This window comes from Pectobacterium sp. CHL-2024 (genome assembly GCF_044751765.1).
Lineage (GTDB): Bacteria > Pseudomonadota > Gammaproteobacteria > Enterobacterales > Enterobacteriaceae > Pectobacterium > Pectobacterium brasiliense.
Genome location: NZ_JBIXKO010000020.1, coordinates 14,844 through 35,786 on the forward strand (window position 1 = coordinate 14,844; position 20,943 = coordinate 35,786).

The 20,943-nt window shown below is 56.4% G+C and carries 16 protein-coding genes; 11 read left to right on the top strand and 5 right to left on the bottom strand.

Annotation, left to right across the window (positions count from 1 at the left end):
* Window positions 1-45 precede the first annotated feature (45 nt).
* Entirely contained in the window at window positions 46-660 is a 615-nt protein-coding gene (locus ACIPUG_RS19275; protein WP_039497414.1) for a TetR/AcrR family transcriptional regulator, read from the bottom strand.
* A gap of 87 nt (window positions 661-747) precedes the next feature.
* Here ACIPUG_RS19275 and ACIPUG_RS19280 point away from each other — a divergent pair, with 87 nt between their 5' ends.
* From ACIPUG_RS19280 to ACIPUG_RS19300, 5 genes are all read left to right on the top strand, one after another.
* A complete protein-coding gene (locus tag ACIPUG_RS19280; RefSeq protein WP_400339780.1) occupies window positions 748-2,217 on the top strand; it encodes an efflux transporter outer membrane subunit in 1,470 nt (489 codons plus the stop codon).
* Window positions 2,218-2,547: 330 nt separating this feature from the next.
* Window positions 2,548-3,852, top strand: a complete 1,305-nt coding sequence (locus tag ACIPUG_RS19285) for a lytic murein transglycosylase (RefSeq protein WP_400339783.1) — start codon at window positions 2,548-2,550, stop codon at window positions 3,850-3,852.
* A gap of 274 nt (window positions 3,853-4,126) precedes the next feature.
* Complete coding sequence (lepA, locus tag ACIPUG_RS19290; protein WP_400339786.1) at window positions 4,127-5,926, top strand: translation elongation factor 4; 1,800 nt, start codon at window positions 4,127-4,129, stop codon at window positions 5,924-5,926.
* 182 nt (window positions 5,927-6,108) lie between these two features.
* Window positions 6,109-7,608, top strand: coding sequence for a SulP family inorganic anion transporter (locus ACIPUG_RS19295; RefSeq protein ID WP_039275435.1), 1,500 nt, complete (start codon window positions 6,109-6,111; stop codon window positions 7,606-7,608).
* A gap of 95 nt (window positions 7,609-7,703) precedes the next feature.
* Window positions 7,704-8,885, top strand: coding sequence for a mandelate racemase/muconate lactonizing enzyme family protein (locus ACIPUG_RS19300; RefSeq protein WP_014915950.1), 1,182 nt, complete (start codon window positions 7,704-7,706; stop codon window positions 8,883-8,885).
* Between the two features lie 57 nt (window positions 8,886-8,942).
* Here the strand turns inward: ACIPUG_RS19300 and ACIPUG_RS19305 are convergent, their stop codons facing one another.
* Genes ACIPUG_RS19305 through ACIPUG_RS19315 form a run of 3 tightly spaced genes read right to left on the bottom strand, consistent with a single transcriptional unit; the run spans window position 8,943 to window position 13,947 of the window.
* Window positions 8,943-12,023: an efflux RND transporter permease subunit gene (locus ACIPUG_RS19305; RefSeq protein WP_400339789.1), complete on the bottom strand. Its 3,081-nt coding sequence runs from the start codon at window positions 12,021-12,023 to the stop codon at window positions 8,943-8,945.
* Window positions 12,023-13,105 carry an efflux RND transporter periplasmic adaptor subunit gene (locus ACIPUG_RS19310; RefSeq protein WP_014915952.1) on the bottom strand — a complete coding sequence of 361 codons (1,083 nt, stop codon included), beginning with the start codon at window positions 13,103-13,105 and terminating at the stop codon, window positions 12,023-12,025. The genes ACIPUG_RS19305 and ACIPUG_RS19310 overlap by 1 nt, the downstream gene beginning before the upstream one ends.
* Before the next feature lie 26 nt (window positions 13,106-13,131).
* Window positions 13,132-13,947 (bottom strand): MipA/OmpV family protein, encoded by an 816-nt coding sequence (locus ACIPUG_RS19315; RefSeq protein ID WP_400339793.1) that lies wholly within the window; start codon window positions 13,945-13,947, stop codon window positions 13,132-13,134.
* A 152-nt stretch (window positions 13,948-14,099) separates the two neighbouring features.
* Between ACIPUG_RS19315 and ACIPUG_RS19320 the strand changes: the two genes are divergently transcribed.
* From ACIPUG_RS19320 to ACIPUG_RS19330, 3 genes are all read left to right on the top strand, one after another.
* Window positions 14,100-14,789, top strand: a complete 690-nt coding sequence (locus ACIPUG_RS19320) for a response regulator transcription factor (RefSeq protein ID WP_014915954.1) — start codon at window positions 14,100-14,102, stop codon at window positions 14,787-14,789.
* A gap of 5 nt (window positions 14,790-14,794) precedes the next feature.
* A complete protein-coding gene (locus ACIPUG_RS19325) occupies window positions 14,795-15,994 on the top strand; it encodes a sensor histidine kinase (RefSeq protein ID WP_400339795.1) in 1,200 nt (399 codons plus the stop codon).
* 317 nt (window positions 15,995-16,311) lie between these two features.
* Window positions 16,312-17,145, top strand: a complete 834-nt coding sequence (locus ACIPUG_RS19330) for a transporter substrate-binding domain-containing protein (protein WP_039285588.1) — start codon at window positions 16,312-16,314, stop codon at window positions 17,143-17,145.
* A gap of 36 nt (window positions 17,146-17,181) precedes the next feature.
* Here ACIPUG_RS19330 and ACIPUG_RS19335 read toward each other — a convergent pair whose 3' ends face one another.
* Entirely contained in the window at window positions 17,182-18,591 is a 1,410-nt protein-coding gene (locus tag ACIPUG_RS19335) for an MmgE/PrpD family protein (protein WP_400339798.1), read from the bottom strand.
* 150 nt (window positions 18,592-18,741) lie between these two features.
* On the opposite strand from ACIPUG_RS19335, the gene ACIPUG_RS19340 reads away from it, so the two are divergent.
* From ACIPUG_RS19340 to ACIPUG_RS19350, 3 genes are read left to right on the top strand one after another with little or no spacing between them, the layout of a single operon-like run.
* The gene (locus ACIPUG_RS19340) at window positions 18,742-19,419 is read left to right on the top strand and encodes an amino acid ABC transporter permease (protein WP_095994981.1); all 678 of its coding nucleotides are present in this window, start codon (window positions 18,742-18,744) and stop codon (window positions 19,417-19,419) included.
* Between the two features lie 8 nt (window positions 19,420-19,427).
* Window positions 19,428-20,093 (top strand): amino acid ABC transporter permease, encoded by a 666-nt coding sequence (locus tag ACIPUG_RS19345; protein WP_400339800.1) that lies wholly within the window; start codon window positions 19,428-19,430, stop codon window positions 20,091-20,093.
* A gap of 23 nt (window positions 20,094-20,116) precedes the next feature.
* Window positions 20,117-20,929, top strand: coding sequence for an amino acid ABC transporter ATP-binding protein (locus ACIPUG_RS19350; protein ID WP_400339813.1), 813 nt, complete (start codon window positions 20,117-20,119; stop codon window positions 20,927-20,929).
* Window positions 20,930-20,943: the final 14 nt, after the last annotated feature.

The window sequence follows — 20,943 nt, forward strand, 5'->3', positions numbered from 1 at the left end:
CCGCATTCTCCAACTAGTGACCAATATTGTCAATGGTCACTAGTTTTAAGGTGCCAGGCTACGCAATATTAACGACGGTAATAACACCGCAGCGGACGCTGACGAATCCAGATTGTATTGCAGTTGAATAGGGCAAGCATAAGGACGCATGACCAGATAGATGGCATCTGCCGCCTCATCCAGCGGCGTCTTGCGCTCAAACTCCCCGGACTGTCGTCCCTCAAGAAGAATTTGCTGAACAAGCTGACGTAGTTTTTCTTCATAAGCAACGGCTGAAGGCCAGCGTTCGCGCGAGGATACCGCGGCGATCTCATAAAGCTTGCGATCGTGAAAAAATAAATCGCTGCCCGCTTCTATCAAGGCTTTATACAGGCGCCTCAGCTTTTCTGAAGCCGTTGGCGCATCCACCAGCGCCGCGTTGACAATATCCATAATCATTGCCAGTCGGTTAGTACAAATCATCTCACCGATGGCCTGTTTGGAATCAAAAAACTTGTAGATGTAGGCCTTAGAAAAACCAATCGCTTTGGCCAGATCGGACACGGTGGTCTTCTCATAGCCGAAGTGTCCGAAGTGCTCAGTCGCCGCTTCAACAACCTGATCTCGAACGCTGTGATCCGACGGCCCGCGTGGGGACTGTGTATTCATATGTTTAGTCATTACTCAAGCTTAGCTCACCGAGCTCTGATTGACAACGAGTGACCAATACGTAATATGGTCACAACCTTTTTGACTCAAGGAATTCCTATGTTATCCCTCCGTACCCTTTCCTTGGTGGTGACCACAAGCTTAATGGCAGGTTGCGCCGTTGGGCCGGATTATCACCGTCCGGACGCGCCACTCGCGGATCGTTATCAGGCGAAATCCGTCATAAAACCGTCTGCAGAACAAGAAAGCGCAGCTCAGGCAGCCAACCTTGCGGTCTGGTGGGAAAGCTTTAATGATCCCTTACTGAGCCAGTTAGTTTCAAGGGCACTCGCACAGAATCTTGATTTAGCTCAGGCGTCCGCACGGATGAGTCAGGCGCGTGCCGGGCTTGGCGCAGCAACGGCGGCGCTGCTGCCCTCGGGCAACATCAGCGGACAAGGCACTCGCGCCTACCAGTCAATTGAAACGCCACAAGGTCAGCTACTCAACTCGGTTCCTGGCTATAATCGCTACGGCAATGCTTATGAAGCCGATCTCAACGCCAGTTGGGAGATTGATGTATTCGGTGGACTGAGACGCGGCCGCCAGGCGGCACTGGCTGACTATCAGGCTTCCGAGGCGGGCGTCGCGGCCACACGTCTGGCCGTCGCCGCTCAGACTGCCGATATTTATATCACTCTGCGCGGGTTACAAACGCGTCTGGCGATCACCAACAGTCAGGTCAAGACACAGCAAGAGCTGCTGGATAAGGTACAGCTGCTCCACAGTAAAGGGCTCGCCGCAGAATATCAGGTTCGTCAGACGGAGGGCGCGCTTTCGCAGGTTCAGGCAACCGTGCCAACTCTCCAGACCGGGATCGATGCCGCGATGAACGCATTGGACGTTATGCTCGGCACACCTCCCGGCACGCATCGGACCCAGTTGTCCAGCTCACAGGCCATTCCACAACCTCCTGCGCTCATAGCAACAGGGACACCCGCCGACCTGCTGCGCCGCAGACCCGATATTATCGTGGCCGAACGCCACCTCGCGGCGTCCAACGCACGCATCGGGGTAGCCATCAGCGAGTACTATCCTAAATTCTCGCTCAGCGCCTTACTCGGTAGTGCAACGTCGGTGTCGAGCGGCAATCTGTTCTCCAGCGGTGCCAGCCAATCGGCGGGGGTATTAGGGCTGCGCTGGCGACTCTTCGACTTCGGCCGCATTAACGCCCAGATCGATCAGGCGAAGGGACAGGAAGCCGAAGCGCTGGCGGCTTACCGCCTGTCGGTACTCCGTGCGACCGAAGACGTTGAGAACGCCTTCTCGGCCCTGGTCAATCGCGAAACACAGGCTACAACGTTAACCGCCGGTGAGACCGCGTTAGCCAGCGCGCGGCAGTCGTCTTTCATCGCCTACCAGAAAGGAACAAGCAGCCTGATTGACGTTCTTCACGCCGATGAAACCCTGCTACAAACCTCCGATGCCAGGGCTCAGGCTCAAACCGAATCGGCACGCGCAGCCGTCGCCACATTCAAGGCGCTCGGTGGTGGCTGGCAGCCGCCAGAAACCACTGCGAAGGCACAATAAGATGCGCACGAACCTGAGATCATTCAAAAGGTGGACACCGCAACACTAAACGAGGTGTCGCGGCGGGGAGCAAAGCCTGCGGCAATACGCCGTTACGAAAACAGAAGTAATGCTTACGGATGAGTGTGGTTAGTGACACTTGTGTCGAGGGTTGTCTGTATATTCTGACGTGTTGCTGCACTATTACTCTAAGAGAGGTTGCACGATTTCATGGTGGTGCCCGACAACGATGATTCGGTTGTGACGTTACGGGCCTGCTTTCGATACGTCTCTATACCCTAAATCATTCGAGCTGCGGTGTGATGGGTATCTCTCTTATGGAACAGTCACATGGTCAATAACAGAACGCAGGCATCATCCATGCTGGTGATGTCGAGAGTCATGGTGTTGATGATCGGTTCCGGTGTGTTGAGTTCATGCGCTCACACGCCTCGTGAATGCAAAGATATTAGCGGGTTACTACAATCGCACGGCGTAACTGACACGTCCACGGGTCTCCCCGTGCCCGACAAAAGCATGGAGCAATGGAAAGCGGAGCTGCGCCAGGCAGCACTTTCTCAGGGAATCACGGCGGATACCTTTGATAACGCGTTGGCTGCTCTGACGCCGGACACTGACGTGATAGCCGCCACGCAAAAACAGCCTGAGTTGGTCACCCCTGTGTGGACCTACCTTGAACAGCGGGTCACGCCGGAAAATATTGCGCAGGGGAAAACGCTGCTTAAGCAATACGCGGACGTCGTGACGCGCATCAATCAGCGCTATCAGGTAGATCCGCCACTGCTGTTCGCCTTTCTCTCCATTGAAAGTCATTATGGTGCCAATACCGGCGACAAAGCGGTCATCCGCTCACTGGCCACGCTGGATTACTACAATTATCGTCGCGCGTTTAACCGGCAGAATCTGATTGCGGCGTTGCGTATGATTCAAAACGGCAACGCGCGGCCAGAACAAATAAAAGGCTCCTGGGCCGGAGCAATGGGGATGCCTCAGTTTATACCGGCCTCTTACCTGCAATACGCCGTTGATTTTGATGGCGATCGCCACCCTGATATCTGGACTTCTTTCCCAGATACGCTGGCATCGGTGGCAAACTATATGCAGCAGGCTAAATGGAAGGCGGGTGTCCCCTGGGGATTTGAAGTGAATCTGCCCACCGGTTTTGATTATTCTCTTTCCGGTATGGATAACCAGAAAACCATCGCTGACTGGCAGGCGCTCGGGATAAAAGCCGCGGTGCCCAGAGATCTGACAGCGCTGTCTTCGGAGAAAGCCTCGATATTGCTGCCGACAGGGAAGAATGGCCCGGCGTTTCTGGTGACAGGGAATTTCCGCGCCATTCTGCGGTATAACAATGACGTCTCCTATGCGCTTACTGTCGGCTTGCTGTCGGATAACTACCAGCACGATACGCCGGTACGCAAACCGTGGCCGCGGCAGGAAACGCCGTTAACACGCAAAGAACGCGAGGCGCTGCAAATTCTGCTACAGGAAAAACAGCTCTATCAGGGCGCGATTGACGGCAACATTGGCCGCGGCACCACGCAGGCGATCCGTACCTACCAGCAACAGGAAGGGTTACCGCCGGATGGCTACCCCGACCATGCCTTGCTTGACAGGCTGCGCTGCCAGTAAACACGGGCGCTCAATGTGAGCGGGTATCGCCGAGCGCATGGCACACGACTGGCGGCGGAATGCCGTCAATCGAGCAATCATTTTCGGGGAACCACCCACATCAGCATCATGACTTGCCGCCGCAAAATAAAACGCGCTATCATCGCGGCGGCTATTCACTTTTACATCTTTTGATTTTCATCTTCGCTGAATTTTTTCAGCGCGAATTTCTCTGTCTGTTCTCAACGTCGCACGCGATACCGAGCCAGACATCATGATGTGAAAGGCCTTTTCTATGTGTACACCTCAAATTCGTAATTTCTGCATTATTGCCCATGTCGATCATGGCAAATCCACCCTCGCCGACCGCTTTATCGAACTGACTGCAACCGTCGCCCAACGTGACATGCGCGAACTGCTGCTGGATTCGATGGAGATAGAACGGGAACGCGGCATCACCATCAAATTGCAAACCGTACGCATGAGTTATCGGGATGAGAAAGGTCTGCGGTATCAGTTCAATCTGGTGGATACGCCGGGACACGTCGATTTTTCTGCAGAAGTCTCCCGCAGTCTCGCCGCCTGTGACGGTGCGATTCTTCTGATCGACGCCACGCAGGGCGTTCAGGCACAGACAATCGCCAACCTCAATCTCGCCCGACAGCAAGGGCTGACTATTCTGCCCGTCCTGAACAAAATCGACAGCCCACAGGCTAACGTGCCGCAGGTGATGCAGCAATTGGCGACGATTCCCTCGCTGAATATCAGCACTGTGCTGACGGTCTCTGCCAAAACCGGTGAGGGCGTGGCCGAGGTACTGGACGCGATTGCCCACCATTTCCCGGCACCAACAGGGCTCACCGATGCCCCGCTGCGCGCGCTGGTGTTTGATTCACATTACGATCCCTATCAGGGGGCCATCATGCATGTACGCGTGGTGGATGGCAGTATTCAGGCTGGTGCAACGCTACGTTTCATGTCATCAGGAACACGTTTTGAGGTCACCGAAACCGGCGCTTTTTTCCCCCATCGTCAACCTTGTACCGCGTTAGAAAACGGTGAAGTCGGTTATCTCGCAGCGGGACTAAAAGACGCCGCCGCCATCCGGGTGGGCGATACGCTGACGTTAGCCGATCGCCCCGCTACCGAACCGGTTGCTCGCTATCAGGAAATGAAGCCGATGGTGTTTTCTGGGCTCTATCCCGATGCGGACGACGATCTGAAAGGCTTGCGTAACGCCATGAATAAGCTGTCACTTAACGATGCGGCGTTGCACTGGATTCCCGATGTTTCCGCCTCACTGGGTGCCGGTTTCCGCTGTGGTTTTCTTGGGATGTTACATATGGATATTGTTCGTGAACGGCTCAGGCGCGAATACGGCATCTCCGTGATTGCCACCGCGCCCAGCGTGGAATACCGCGTCACGTTACATAACGGCCAATGCCTGACGATCGATAATCCGGCACATTTCCCCGGAGAGGACGTGTTGCACTTCGTCGAAGAACCCTATGTTATCTGCTCCATCAACACACCGGACGCCTACGTCGGCACGTTGATGGAATACTGTGCCTCGCGCCGTGGGGAGTTTATCGACATGCAATATCTCGATAACGGCAGCGTGATATTACACTGGGAGCTACCGCTCAACGAGATGATCTTCGGCTTTTTTGATGCCCTGAAATCGCTCACGCAAGGCTATGCCACGCTGGATTATGAGCCCGGTCGCTACCGGCGTTCCGATTTAGTACGCTGCGACATCTACCTCGATAGCCAGTTGATCGATGCTTTTTCCTTCATTATCGCCCGTCATAAGGCATGGGCGCGGGCAACCGAGATCGTGAAAGCGTTGAAGTACGTGATTCCGCGCAAGCTGTACCCCGTTCCTGCTCAGGCAAAAATCGGTAATCGCGTTATCGCGCGCGAAGATATTCCCCCGCTGCGCAAAAGCGCATTGGCGCAGGGTTTTCAGGGCAGCCTGTCGCAGAAACAGCGACTGATCCGTAAACAGCGGGAAAATAAAAAGCACAACGTTGGGTTCTCAAAACGAGACATTCCACGCGAAGCGTTTATGGCCATTCTGGCGATTGATGCCTAATTCCTGACGGAGAGAACACAACGAGCGGGCGGATAAGGCGACGCGTTAGCCGCCCCTTCGTTTTCCTACTGACTTTTCCTTGCCTGCCGATGACGGACAGTATCTTTTATACTGCCGATAATTTATCCTCTCCCGCCTTTCGTCATCGACCGATAAATAAGAAAAAGTAAGAGCCTGCATCTATGATCTCATCACCCGACGCAACGCCGACGTCAGCGCCCTCTGCCACGTCAACGCTTGCTGTATTACGCTCGCCCTCGCTGCTGATGCGCGAGGTTTTGGCGGGCACCATCACCGCACTGGCACTTATCCCAGAGGTGATTTCCTTTTCCATTATTGCGGGGGTTGATCCCAAAGTCAGCCTGTTCGCCTCCATCGTGTTGTGTTTCACCATGTCTTTTCTCGGTGGCAGACCGGCGATGGTTACGGCGGCGGCAGGTGCAGTGGCGCTGGTTATTGGCCCGATGGTACACGCACACGGCGTGGCCTATATTCTGCCTGCGGTGATCATGGCAGGGATCGTTCAGATTCTGTTTGGATTGGCAGGACTGGCGAGGATGATGCGCTATATCCCCCGTTCGGTAATGATCGGTTTCGTCAATGCGCTGGGCATCCTGATTTTTGCCGCGCAGGTGCCGCATATTTACGGGCAATCCTCGCTCGTCTGGCTGCTGTTTGCATTGACGCTCGCGATTGTTCTGCTGCTGCCTTATGTGGTGAAAAGCATTCCCGCACCGCTGGTTGCCATTGTGACGGTGACCGCGATTGCCATGTTTACCGGCATCACAGTGCCTAACGTCGGCGATGCTGGCCCCATGCAGCCCGGATTGCCGGGTTTCACCCAGTGGCTAGTGCCGTTCAATCTTGAAACGCTGCACATCATCTGGCCGACCGCGCTGAGTATCGCCTTTGTCGGGCTGATGGAATCGCTGTTAACCGCCAAACTGGTCGACGACATCACGGATACCCCGTCCAGCAAGCGTCGCGAATGCTGGGGGCTGGGCATTTCCAATCTCTTCGCTGGGTTTTATGGCGGCATTGCCGGGTGTGCGATGATCGGGCAAACCGTCGTCAACGTGGAGTTAGGCAAAGCGCGCACGCGCATTTCCACTCTCGCCGCCGCGCTGGTGCTGTTGCTGCTGGTGACCGGGCTGAGCGAAATCATGACGAAGATTCCGATGGTGGTGCTGGCGGGCATTATGATGATCGTCGCGCTGAAAACGATGAACTGGCATAGCCTGCACCCGACGACGCTGAAGCGTATGCCGCTGTCGGAAACGCTGGTGGTCATCGTGACGGTTGTCGCGACCGTCTCGACGGGGAACCTCGCTATCGGCGTGGCAGGCGGCGTGATTTTTGCCATCCTGCTGTTTGCCCGCCGCGTGGCGCACGTCATTCACGCAGAGCGTCAGGTGAGCGAAGACGGGCAGTCGGTGCACTACACGGTACGTGGGCCGCTGTTCTTCGGCAGCAGCAACGATCTCTTCGAGCACTTTCTTTATGCACAGGATCCGCAAAACGTCACCATCGATCTGACGCACGCCCAAATCTGGGATGCCTCCAGTGTGGCGGCACTCGATGCGATCGAAACCCGCTATCATCGCTACGATGCGAAGGTCACGATTATCGGGCTGGATACCCATAGCACCAAAATCCACCAGCGCCTGTCGGGGCATCTCTAAGTCACCCGGCGTTCGACTCGGACGCCGGCGTTGACAACGCGCACGCCTCTGTGATTAGACTCAATCCTAAGCAGGCTAACTTAAGGAAAGGGTTGATGAAAATTACCGACGTGCGCGTGATTCTCGCGAATCGATATATGTTTGTTGAGGTCACCACTGACGAGGGGTTGACGGGCATTGGCGAATCCGGTGCCTGGGGCTTTCTCGATGCCTCTAAAGGTGCCGTCGAGGCATTGCGCACGTATCTGATTGGGCAAGACCCGCTGCGTATTGAACATCACTGGCAGTATATGTACCGCTGCTGGCATTTCCGCGGTGCCGCTATCATGGGTGCCATCAGCGCCATCGATATTGCCCTGTGGGATATCGCGGGAAAATATTACGATACGCCGGTTTATAACCTGCTGGGCGGACGCTGCCGCGACAAAGCCCGCGTTTATGCCCACGCGGGCGGGCGCACCACAGAAGAAACCATCGCCAACCTGAAACAGGCCAAAGCAGACGGCTTCACCGCGATTGGTCATTTGACGCCTTTTCTGGATGAATCACGCGATACCCCCTACTTCACCACTCACGCCAAAGAGATCGGCGAAGCCATCGAGCGCATCGGCCTTTATCGAGAAGCGGTCGGTAACGATGTCGATCTGTGCATTGAAGTCCACCGTCGTCTGAAACCCGCCGATGCCGTGGTGTTCGCTCGCGGCATTGAGCCGTTTTATCCCTATTTTATTGAAGACCCTATCGGCGCGGATAACTTCGATTCGATGGCGGAAGTGGCCGACAAAATCAATGTTCCTATCGCCACCGGTGAGCGCTTGAATAACCCGCAGGAATTCGCGATGCTGATTCGCCGCAACGCCGTGGCCTATGTGCGCCCTGACGTCTGCATGTGCGGCGGGATTACCGGTGCGAAAAAAGTGGCCGCGCTGGCAGAAGCCAACGATTTGATGGTGGTGCCGCATAACCCGCTCAGCCCGGTGTCTACCGCCGCCTGTTTGCAGATCGCCGTCAGCATTCCCAACTTCGCGCTGCTGGAATATCCGGGAGATGACCAACCGGCGCTGTCGGAAAAATTTGGCGCGACTGGCGTAGAGAACGGCGTGCGGAAGAAAGACGTGGTGAAGAACACCTTCAAATGCGTGGATGGATTTATGGAGATCCCGACGCAGTCCGGCATCGGTATCGAGCTGGCAGACGATCTAGAGAACCGCTTCCCTTATCGCCGTCGCGGCCTGAAAACCCGACTGCACGTCGACGGTTCCGTCGTCGATCAATAACCGCGTTTCGGCAGGCCGTGGCGACCAGATATCGCGCCACGACCTGCCGTGTTGCTCTTAAGGCGTTGTCTGATTTGCCATTTTCCGCCCTTCCCACTGCATAAGCAGACTCAGCGCCGCAGGCAGGGCAAGTAATGTCAGCAGCGTCGCCACCATCAACCCGCCGATAATCGCGTAGGCCATCGGCCCCCAAAACACCTGATGCGCAATCGGGATCATGCCGAGAATCGCCGCCAGCGCCGTCAGTATAATCGGACGTGAGCGATGACTGGCCGCATTCACGATTGCCTCCGTCGCAGGCTGTCCGTTTTTCACGTTCAGATCGACCTCGCCAATGAGAATCACCGCATTACGAATGATCATCCCCGCCAGCGCAATCGCCCCCAGCAGCGCCACAAACCCCATCGGCGTACCCGTCGGCAGCATGGCCGCAACGATACCGATCAGGCCGAACGGCGCGGTCAGAAATGCCAGCGCCATGCGGGAAATACGCTGTAGCTGAATCATTAACAGCACCAGCATCACCAACAGCGTCACCGGCAGCACTGCGTACACGGAACCATTGCCCTTGTCGGATTCCGCCGCAACGCCGCCTTCCGTGATGTGGTAACCCGCAGGCAACGAGGCACGGTAGCGTTCAATGTCGGGTGCCAGTTTTTCAGACAGCGCAGGTGCCCGCACGCCCGGCGCGACATCCATTTGTACCGTAATAAACGGTTCGCGCTGACGCCGCCAGATAATCGGATCCTCAACGCCATACGCCACGGTAGCGATCTGCCCCAGCGGGACGGAGCGCCCCTCCGCAATCGGGATTTGCAGATTGGCGATCGTCGCAACGTCTCTACGCTCCTGCGGCGTGCCGCGAATCACCACGTCCACCAACCGATTGCCATCGCGTACCGACGTCAGCGTCGAACCGGAAAATATCGCCGCCAGCATACTCGCCACATCCTGCGAACTGATACCCACGGCGCGCGCTTCCGTCTGATTCAGCACCACGTTCACGGTGCGCTCAGGTTCACCCGCCGTCAGATTCACCTCACGAACGTCGGCTTGCTTCCCTACCAGACTGGCAAGCCCCTGCGCGATGTCGCGGACACGTTGACTATCCGGCCCCGCCACCCGGTATTTAAGCGGCCAGCCGACAGGCGGCCCGAGTTCCAGCGCCGATACCCGAGCGACGATGTTACTAAAATCTCGCTCCAGCACCTGATTCAACCGTGCTGCCAGCGCATCCCGCGCCTCCAGATTTTTTGCCACCACCACCAGCTGCGCGATATTTTCGTGACTCAGCAAGACATCCATCGGGAGATAAAAACGCACCGCGCCCGAGCCCACATAGGTGGAAAAATGGTCAACATCGGGATCGTTTTTCAGCACGGCTTCCAGCCGTTTCGCCTGCGTTTCCGTCGCCGCCTGTGAGGCATTCGCCGGTAGCGTCAGGCTGACCAGCAGTTCCGGCCTATCGGAAGCCGGGAAAAACTCGCCCTCCAGTCGGGTGGCACCAAACAGCGAAATGACCAGAAGAATGAGAGTGATAGCCAGCGTCATTCCCCGGTGCGCCAACGCGTGCTGGAGCCACTGGCGATACATGCGTCCCAACCGTCCCGGCTCGTCGTGATGGTGGCTAAACGTTTTTGGCAACAGCCAGACGCCGAGCAATGGCGAAAAGAGAATCGCGACAATCCAGGAGCTCAGCAACGAAATCAGAACCACGACAAAGAGCGAAAAGCAGTATTCCCCCGCGCTGGATGCGGCAAACCCTACTGGAATAAACCCGGCGATCATCACCAGCGTCCCTGTCAGCATCGGAAATGCCGTGCTTTCATAGGCCCAGGCCGCCGCGCGTTTGCGATCCCAGCCCTGCTCCAGCCGCGATACCATCGCTTCCACCGTAATCATGGCATCATCCACCAGCAGCCCCAGCGCGATAATCAGCGCCCCCAGCGAAATGCGCTGTAGCCCGATACCGGTGATTTCCATACCGATGAAGGTCATTGCCAGCACAATCGGGATAGAGGCGGCCACCACCAATCCGGCGCGGCTGCCGAGCGACACAAACGACACCGCCAGAACAATGGCAACGGCTTCCAGCAGCACTTTCACGAAGCCGCCGACGGCACCTTTCACCACCTCGGCCTGATCGGCCACACGCGTCATTTCGATCCCATGCGGCAGTTGCGCAGAGAGCGTATTCATTTTGTCGCGAATCGCCTGACCGAAAGTGAGCATGTTGCCGGTGGGAGCCATCGAGATCGCTAGCCCAATGGCCTTCTCGCCATTCACCCGAAACGTCGGCGACGGCGGCTCGGCCGTTTCACGGTTAATCGTGGCGATATCAACCAGCGGGACAAACTTGCTGCCGATGCGCAACGTAATCTGACGCAGGCTTTGCTCGGAGGTAAACGCCCCGCTGACGCGCACAGCGATCTTCTCATCGTCAGTGCGAATAATACCGGCAGGCGTGACCGCATTCTGCGCTTTCAGCGAATCGATAACCTGCTGTGCATCAATCCCTAATCCGGCGAGACGTCGGGGAGAAAACGTCACCACAATCTGCTCTTCTTCCACCCCCATCATGTCGACCTTACCGACATCCGGTACGCTCAGTAACGCCGAACGAATATCCTCCACGCGATCGCGCAGCTCTCGCGGTGAGAACCCTTCGGCGGTGAAGCCATAAATCGTCCCGAACGTATCATCAAACTCGTCATTAACGGCGGGCGGACTGACGCCATCAGGGAGTGAACTGGAAATGTCCGTCATTTTCTTACGCACCGTATACCAGATATTCGGCACGGCAGACGGCGGCGTGTCATCACGCAGGTTAACGAAAACGACCGACTCCCCGGCACGGGTGTAGCTCTCGACATAATCGAGATACGGCGTTTCCTGTAATTTTTTCTCCAGCTTATCGGTGACGAAATTGACCGTATCGCCCACCGTCGCGCCCGGCCAGGCGGCAGAGACCACCGCAGACTTGATGGTAAACGCCGGATCTTCGTTGCGGGGCAAACGTTGATAGCTCATCACGCCTGCCGCCATAATCACCAGCATCATAAAGGCGACCAGTTGCTGATGCGCTAATGCCCAGGCGGACAGGTTAAAGCGTGCCGCCGATTGCTGTTCTTGTGCCATTAGCGACGCCCCTCTTCATCCAGCCGAATTTTTTCATCCGGCCGTAGCTTGCTGACGCCGGCGATCACGACGCGATCGCCCTGTTCCAGTCCCCCGGAAAGGAAGATCGCCGTATCGCTATAGCGGGCAACGGTAACCGGCTGCAGACGTACCGTCTGAGTCGCGGAATTCACGACATAGACAGCAGGTTGATCGCCCTGCCGGGTGAGCGCAGAAGCGGGCAGTTCAATAACGGCCGCATCGGACTGCTGTATCGCGCCATTCACGCTGGCACCCAATACCATCGCGGCGGGCGGCGAGATTAACGTGACTCTCACTCTGAACGTTCGCGTAACGGGATCGGCCTGCGGACTGATATCCCGCACGCGTCCCTCAGCCTGAACGTTCGGCTCAGACAGCAGCGAAACGCGGATAACGCGCGAGGCAAGTGACTGATTGACCAAGCGCTCCGGTACGTCAAACACCGCATCGCGTCCACCCAGAGAGGCCAGCTTCACCACCTCTTGTCCGGCGCTCACTACCTGACCGGGATTGGCGCTGACCGTTGTGATGACGCCGTCCTGCGCGGCCGTGAGTTGCGTGTAGCCGAAGCGTTCCTGCGCACCTTTCACCGTCGCCTGCGCGCTTTCACGACGGGAAACCGCCGCGTCCCAGTTTGCCTGCGCTTCATCAAGCTGTACCCGCGCAATCGCCCCGCCCGGCGCCAGCGCCTTCATGCGGGAGAAGTTGCTTTTCGCCAGCCGTTCCGCCGAGATGGCGCTGGCTAAATCCGCCTGCGCGCTGCGCAGCTGATTTTCACTGTCGCGTGCATCGAGCGTCGCAATCACATCACCCCGCTTCACCGACGCCCCCACATCCACCAGACGATTAAGGATGCGGCCATCCAGCCGGAAACCTAACGCCGTTTCTTCATGTGGGCGAACTTCCCCCGTTAACGTCACGGGTTCCCGGTTCATCGCAGGCATAACCACCAGCGTTTTCACCGGCCTGACGGGCGGCGACGCAGGTAAATCATCGGCGCTGTCGCAGCCGCTAAGCAGCAGCGCTGACAGCAGACAGAAGGCAAAACGACTGACCATCATCGCATCCTCTCACTCATCAGATAACATCAGAACGAATACAGAACGGCCAGCGTGGCGCTGGTATCATTCCGGCGTTCCACCACCTGACTATCGGCAACCTTGTCAGTGAGCCAGGTTGAGGTCACCCCGACGTTCGTTGACCAGGCGGGGCTAAATTGATGCGTCCAGTTCGCCCCCAGCGCATAGCCGTAAACGCCTTTTCCTGCATGATAGGCTGCGAACCCAGAGCGCAGACTCTGCTGCGGCGTCACGCCGTAGTAGGTTTGGTTAAAGCGGGCATCCCCCATCAGCACGTCCGCCGACAGCGCCAGCACATCGTCTTTTTCCACGGACTGCCATACCGTGCTCTTTGCTCCGACACGGTACTGATTTCCCCTTTTTGTCTCACTCAGCGCAAATTCGCCGCTCGCTTCCAGCGCCAGCCACGGCGCAAACTGATACCCCGCCGTTACGGTGGTCGTTACCGCGCCTTTCACCTTGCCCATGCCTTTCAGTCGGTTTGAGCCTGCGCGCCACTGGCTATTTTTGTCATCCCTTCCCAGGTCGTAGCCAATCGCATGATCCAAATAGAAACCGGAAGGCGACTGGTATTGCCAGCCAATACCGCGTGTGGAATCGAAATAGAGTGGGCCGCGCTGAACGGTCAGCACAGGCAGCGCGGTGGTTTGACGATTTTTGCTCCCCATATAGCGCGGTGCATTCAGGACGGCGACACCCACGGTCACATCCGTGTGGTCACCCAAGAGCGAGGGCAATGATACTTCTGGCTCCGCGGCGAATGCCGCGCCAGATAGCGCGATAGCAGGCAAGCTGGTGGATAAAATAATTTTTGTTATGTTCATACATCCCCTCTTTTACGCGGTAATCTTGCACCGTGACGTTTCCCGACAGGCGCAGCGTGATTGGTGTTGGCTTTTCAGCGTCGCGGCGGATTATGCTGACGTTTAGTCAAGAAACGCTTTGTGGTTTTTTAAGATTTCATCAAGAGGGTGCGATGGCAGAAAAACGGGTGTTGGTTATTGAAGACGATATGGATGCCGCCAGCGTGCTTGAGGCTTATCTGCGGCGCGATGGCTATCAGGTGTCTATCGCGTCTGATGGGCAAAAGGGTCTTCACATGGCACTCACCAGCAAACCCGACTTAATTTTGCTGGATGTCATGCTACCGAAGATGAATGGCTCAGAGGTGCTGTCCGCCCTGCGGCAGCGCAGTAATATTCCGGTAATTATGGTGACAGCCATCGGCGACGAGCCGGAAAGGATCGGCGCGCTGCGCTACGGTGCCGATGATTATGTCGTCAAGCCCTATAATCCGCAGGAAGTGGTGGCACGCGTACAAGCCGTGCTGCGACGCACCGGCTACGCCATTCGGGAAGAGGCGATCCTGACATTCGAAAATTTATCCGTTGACCCGACCTCCGTCACGGCAAGCATCGCGCTATCGCCATCAGAATCCGTGGTGCTCGATCTGACGCCGACCGAATTCAACATTCTGGTGACACTGCTCAAAGCGCCAAACCGCGCCTTTACCCGTGGTGAACTACTGGAAGCCAGCCTGCCGGAAAGCGATGCGCTGGAGCGTGTGGTGGATACCCACGTTCACAACCTCAGGAAGAAGCTCAATCAGTACGACATCATCAATGTGCTCGTCACCGTCCGCTCCGTCGGCTATCGATTCCGGTGAACCAGATGAAAAAATCGATCTTTCTGTCAGAAAAAATGTCGCTGTGGCGCTGGCTATGCTTTCGCATCATTTCTCTGCTGCTCGCAACCCTGCTCATCATCGCTACCCTGATGTGGCTGCGCTTCGCCGTCAACAATGTGTACGTCGAACAGCAGATGCCGGACGCCGTGCGGGCTGAGTTTCAACAGTTAAGCAAACAGGAAGATTACGGTAATCCTCGCTATCAGCAGATTATCAATCAGTATTACGGCCCGGATTTCTTTGTGCCGAATATTGCCAGCACCGACTGGCTGGTGTTGGCGATTATGGTGCTGATCGCTCTACCCACCATGGTGGTCGTGGTGCTGTGGCGCGCTCGACCGCTGTCACAGCAATTTTCCAATATTGCCAGCGCCGCACGCGACGTCGCTCAGGGAAAGTTTGATACGCGCACGCCGCTTGTCGAGCAGGCACCGATGGAGCTGGTAACGCTGGCGGACGACTTTAACAACATGACCGCACAGCTGGAGCGCTACGAACGGGAACTGCGCGAATCCAGCGCGGCGCTGGCCCATGAACTGCGTACGCCGTTAAATGCGGCGATGGGCCGCGTTCAGGGCATGCTTGATGACGTATTCCCGCGTGATAAAGCACAGCTGACGATGGTCATCAAACAGCTCGAACAGCTCAATCACGTCATTCAGGATCTGCACTTCCTGTCACTCGCCAGAGCCGGACAACTGCAACTGGTCCAGACCCCTTTCTACTTCGACGAACTCATCACCGAGCGACTAACCTGGTATCGGCCTCAGCTAGAACAAGCCGGCTTCCAGACGCATACGCATATCGAACAACGCGATTTTTGCCTTGCGGACCGCGAACGGTTAGGACAGGTGTTCTCTATTTTGATTGAGAATGCCTTAAGTTACGCCAGCGATGGCGGCTATCTGGCGATTGATGTACGTGAAACGACGCTGCGTGAAAACACGCCGTGCTGGCAGATTACCGTCTCCGATCGCGGGCCGGGGATTGAGCCAGAATCGCTGCCCCTGCTTTTCGACCGTTTCTGGCGCGCCGAGCATTCCCGCGGACGACACTCCGGCGGCAGCGGGCTGGGGCTATCCATCGCCTCAGCCATTATCACGGCACATGGCGGCGCGATTTATGCAGAACGCGGCAAGAACGGCGGACTTGTCATCATAATGACGCTGCCTCGTCGTACCTGAAAGAACGGTGCATGATGAGTAATTGCCAATAGTTAAAAAGCATAGCGAAATTATTGCTATGCCCTGCCGCAGGGGGAAAACACGGTAAATAGCGGTAATATTCATCGGCTACCTGACGAGATAAACCGAACAACCCCAGACGCCGCGCCCTACCGCGAGGCAGACCGTACGCCAGCGTGATTTTTCTCTCAATGAATCGTTATATTTATCTGGAATGAGATAAGGCGAAAAGAACTAATTTCGCTATAAGTATTTCGCTACTCTGCATGAGCGAAATATATCGCCTCGATTAAAACTCAATCACCAAGGTAATTATAATGAAACGTTCACTTCACCAGGTATTCATGGCGATCTCGCTGATTAGCGCCTCCTTTTTCAGTCAGGCCGCCGACACACAAACCTCGACATGGCAACACATCAAACAGACCGGTGAGTTACGCATCGGCGTGGCACAGGGCGAGCCCTGGTATTTTAAAAATCCATCAACCGGCGAATGGGATGGCATCGGCTATAACATCGGTAAAGAGCTGGCAAACGATCTGGGGGTCAAGCTGGTGACGGTGGAAACCACCTGGGGTAACGCCATCGCCGCCTTACAGACTGGTCAGATCGATACCATGCTGGTGCTCGACCCAACGGAAGAGCGTAAAAAAGCGGTCGATTTTCCTGAGCAGCCTTTCTTTTGGTATGCGCAAGGCGTGTTGATTCGTGATGGCATTACGGTGACCAACTGGGACGACCTCAATCGGGAAGATGTTAAAATCGGCGTCACGCTGGGCTCCAGCCCGGACCTGATTTTGACCAAACGTCTGCCAAAAGCGCAGCTGGTGCGTTTCCCGAATATGGATGAAGGCGTGGCCGCGTTCTATGCGGGCCGGGTCGATGCGCTGTCCTATTTCCACCCGGCGCTGGCGCTGCAACAGGCTAAAGTCGGCAAGGGCAACCTGATTCTGCCGAAGCCGATTATTGAGGTCAGCACCAGCGGGGCAATCCGTAAAGAAGCCGATCAGACCTTCCATAACTTCCTGAATGATGAGTTTGCCAAGCTGTATCAATCCGGCAAGACGCAACACTACTATGAACAGGCTCTCAAACTGCGCGGCGTGGACGTCAGCAAAGTGCCATCGGTCATTAAAGAAGACTGGAAATAAGTCAGAAACGGTTAAAGGCGACAGCCCTGAACGGAGTCAGGGTATCTGGATTAGCGGAGTCAGCAGCGCGGCGACATCCTGACAGTGTTCCAGTTCGGATAACGCCGCCGTTGCCTCCGCAACCGTTGTTGGGGCAAGCCGGGACGAGAGATTCTCCGCAAATTTCGCCATGATGCGGCTTTCCGCCAGCGGGTGTTCTGCGCACCCCAGCGGAAACGCAATGCGCTCACCGCTCACCACCGTTCCCTGCGTGACAACGTCAACCTGCAGCACCGGCCGGCGCGCCTGTGCCATCAGTTGGTCGAGCTCGGGAGACACCTCAACGTCAACCTTATCGGCCAGTGCCAGAAGTTCCGGGTTAGTTAAGGTGTCATCGGCACTCCAGCGATGACGCGGAATACGGTAAGCCAGACACGCCAGCGCAAACGGCAGGCTGAACTGCGCATCCGTCGCATTTTGCGGTCGCGTATCCATGAAATCAGCGGCCAGCCTCTGGCTGCCTTTGACCTGAATAAGATCGATGTCCTGTGGCGCTAGCGCCAGATCGTGCTGGACGCGCTCGAAGGATTCCAGAGCGGTATGTATCCAGCGGCAGGCCGGATACGCCTTAAAACTGGCGTGCTGGATCGCCCACGCCTCTCCCAAGCCAGCAATCAATGCCGCTTCATCAAAGCGGTCAGACCCTATCATGCGCCAGAAGCCCTGCTCGCCGGACAGCACATCCCTTGGGCCGATAATCCCACCGCGATGTAGCTCTACCCCACGGACGCCCGCTTCTGCGGCTGGCGCGTTGTAATCCTTAAAGGAAACCAGCGGCCGCTGCTGCCAGTTATATTTGTGCAAGCTGGGTAACGGCGTCAGCGACGCCGCCAGACCGATGGCATTCTCTAACCCTGCGGCATCACACCCTGTGAGTAATCCGTAGGCCACTGCCGCCCCGATGGATTCATGCTGGCACACGCCATAAACCTGCTGAAAACGGGCAGGACTCGGCTGCTGAGACTGAATGATCCGGCCATTGATTTCATACGCCGCAGCCAGCGCGCAGATCAGCGTTTCGCCGTCGATCGGGCGTTGTCCAAGTGCCGCCAATGCGGCGGCAACCAGCGAAGCGCCGGGGTGTCCCATACCGCGTCCGGCAACCTCATAGCCATCATCGTAATCCAGCGCATTGATCGCTGCCGCATTCAAAAACGCCGCGCCGATGGCCGCCAACGGCGCGCCGCCATCTAATGCCGGGCTGTTGCCTGCCGCATAGTGCAGGCGGGTGACACGCGCGCAATCCCGCACCACCTGGCTACTCGCACCGGCAATGCCGCAGCCCAGACTGTCGATAAAATGCAGCACGATTTTTCGTCTTAACGCGGCGGGAATATCCTGAATCGTCAGTCGATGAGCAAAGGTCGCGAGGCGCAACGTCAGAGGAAGTTCAATAGCGTGGGGCATCGGCATTCCGCCATTCTTTTATAAATAAAAGGAATATTAGCACCACGTTTTATTATTTATTTATCATTTTTTCGACCTGCTAAGATGCATCGGTTCTAACAAAATAAGAAACGTATTTCCTAATTAGGTTGTTTCCAGGGGCGCTATTTTATGTCTTATCAGTGGGATTTTTCCGCCATCTGGCCCTATCACCAGTTGCTGTTGGAGGGGCTATGGGGAACGATAAAGATCGGTGCCACCAGCATCCTGATCGGGATGGTGGCAGGCATGGTGCTCGCCGCCATGAAAATGTCGCCCCGTCGGCTCTTGCGCCTGCCCGCCGCGATGTTGATTGGCTTTTATCGTAATACGCCCGCGCTGGTGCATTTTTTCTGGATTTACTACGCCCTGCCCGTCATTACGCCCTTAACGTTTTCGCCTTTTACCGCCGCTGTCATCGCGCTGTCCGCACAGTCCGGTGCCTTTTATGCCGAAGTTTACCGTGGCGCGATCTCTTCTATTCACGCGGGACAATGGGAAGGGGCAAAAGCACTGGGCATGTCGAAATCAACCGCGCTGCGTCGGGTCATTCTTCCTCAGGCCTTACGCCGCATGATTCCGCCCTTCATTGAGCGCTCGTTTGAACTCATCAAATCCACGTCGCTGGCGTCATCACTGGCCTATAGCGAGTTGCTTTATCAGGCGATGCAGATCAACAGCCAAACCTACCGACCGCTGGAAGTCTACAGTCTGGTAGCGGTGATGTATTTCACCCTGCTGCTGCTGATTAGCCTGTTCAGTCAACATATTGAGAAACGGCTGTCGCTGGCCGATCGTCGGCTCGCGTAAGGAACATCATGCACTATCAATGGGATTTCTCGCTGGTCTGGCACAACCTTCCCGTGCTGCTGAAAGGCCTTGGCGTCACGCTCGAACTCTGGCTGCTGGCCGGTGTGCTGGGCACCGCACTGGGGCTGGTTCTCGGTCTTTTTCGCGTGTTCGGCAAACGCTGGCTGTCGCTGCCCGCCAGATGCTTTGTCGAAATCTTCCGTAATACGCCCGTCCTGATCCAGCTGATCTGGTTTTATTACGCCTTTCCGGTTCTGGTCGGTGTGCAGTTCAGCACCTTTGCCGCCGCGGCGCTGGCTCTGACGCTGTATAGCGCCGCGTACTGTACGGAAATTTTCCGCGCGGGGCTGCAATCCATCGACCACGGACAGTGGGAAGGCGCGAAAGCGCTGGGCATGCGGCAGGCGCTGATCCTGCGACGTGTGGTTCTGCCACAGGTGTTACGCAACATGTTGCCCGCGCTCACCAACCGGATGATCGAACTGGCCAAGGTGACCTCACTGGCTTCCATACTGGCCGTCAACGAACTGATGTATCAGGGGCGGCTGCTGAGCAGTACCTATTATCGTCCGCTGGAAATCCTGACGGTGGTGGCGCTGCTCTATTTCGTTTTGATCTGGCCGGGGAGCTACCTTGCCGCACGACTTGAACGTCGTTTCCGTTCAACCCCCTAGCCCGACAGCGCCACAGGATTGCTATGAGTGAAACTATTACCTTGAATGAAAACAGTACTTTGAATGAAGATATCGTCCTGCGCATTCGCGGGCTCCAGAAACGCTTTGGTGCCGTTGAGGTCTTGAAGGGGATCGATCTGGATGTACGCCGCGGCGAAAAAATTGCCATCATCGGCGGCAGCGGATCGGGAAAAAGCACCCTGCTGCGCTGCCTGAATTTTATGGAGATCCCCAGCACCGGCACCATCGAACTCGATGGCGTGGTACTGGGAAAAACCAACGCGCAAGGCCAGCGTGATTATCCCGAAAAGCAACTGTGCGCCGTGCGGGAACGCGTGGGTATGGTGTTTCAGCAATTCAATCTGTTTCCCCATCTGACCGTGCTGGAAAATGTGCGTGAAGCGCTGGTGTCGGTGAAGAAAATGTCTCGGCATGACGCCGATGTCATCGCCAAAGTCCAGTTGGAAAAGGTCGGGCTGAGCAACAAGCAAGACGCGCGCCCCGGTAGCCTGTCCGGCGGTCAGCAGCAGCGGGTGGCAATTGCCCGTGCGCTGGCGATGTCACCTGAAGTCATGCTGTTCGATGAACCGACATCGTCACTGGATCCAGAACTGGTGGGTGAAGTACTGCACACCATCCACGCGCTCGCGGAGGAAGGCCGTACCCTGCTGCTGGTCACCCATGAACTGGGATTCGCCTATCACTTCGCCGACCGCGTTATCTTTATCGAAAATGGTGTGATCCACGAAATGGGCAGCGCCGAGCAGGTGCTCAAAAATCCGCAGCAACCCCGTACCCAAGCCTTCCTTGCTCGTTTTGCCGAGCGAGCGTTTTAACTCATCATTCAGGA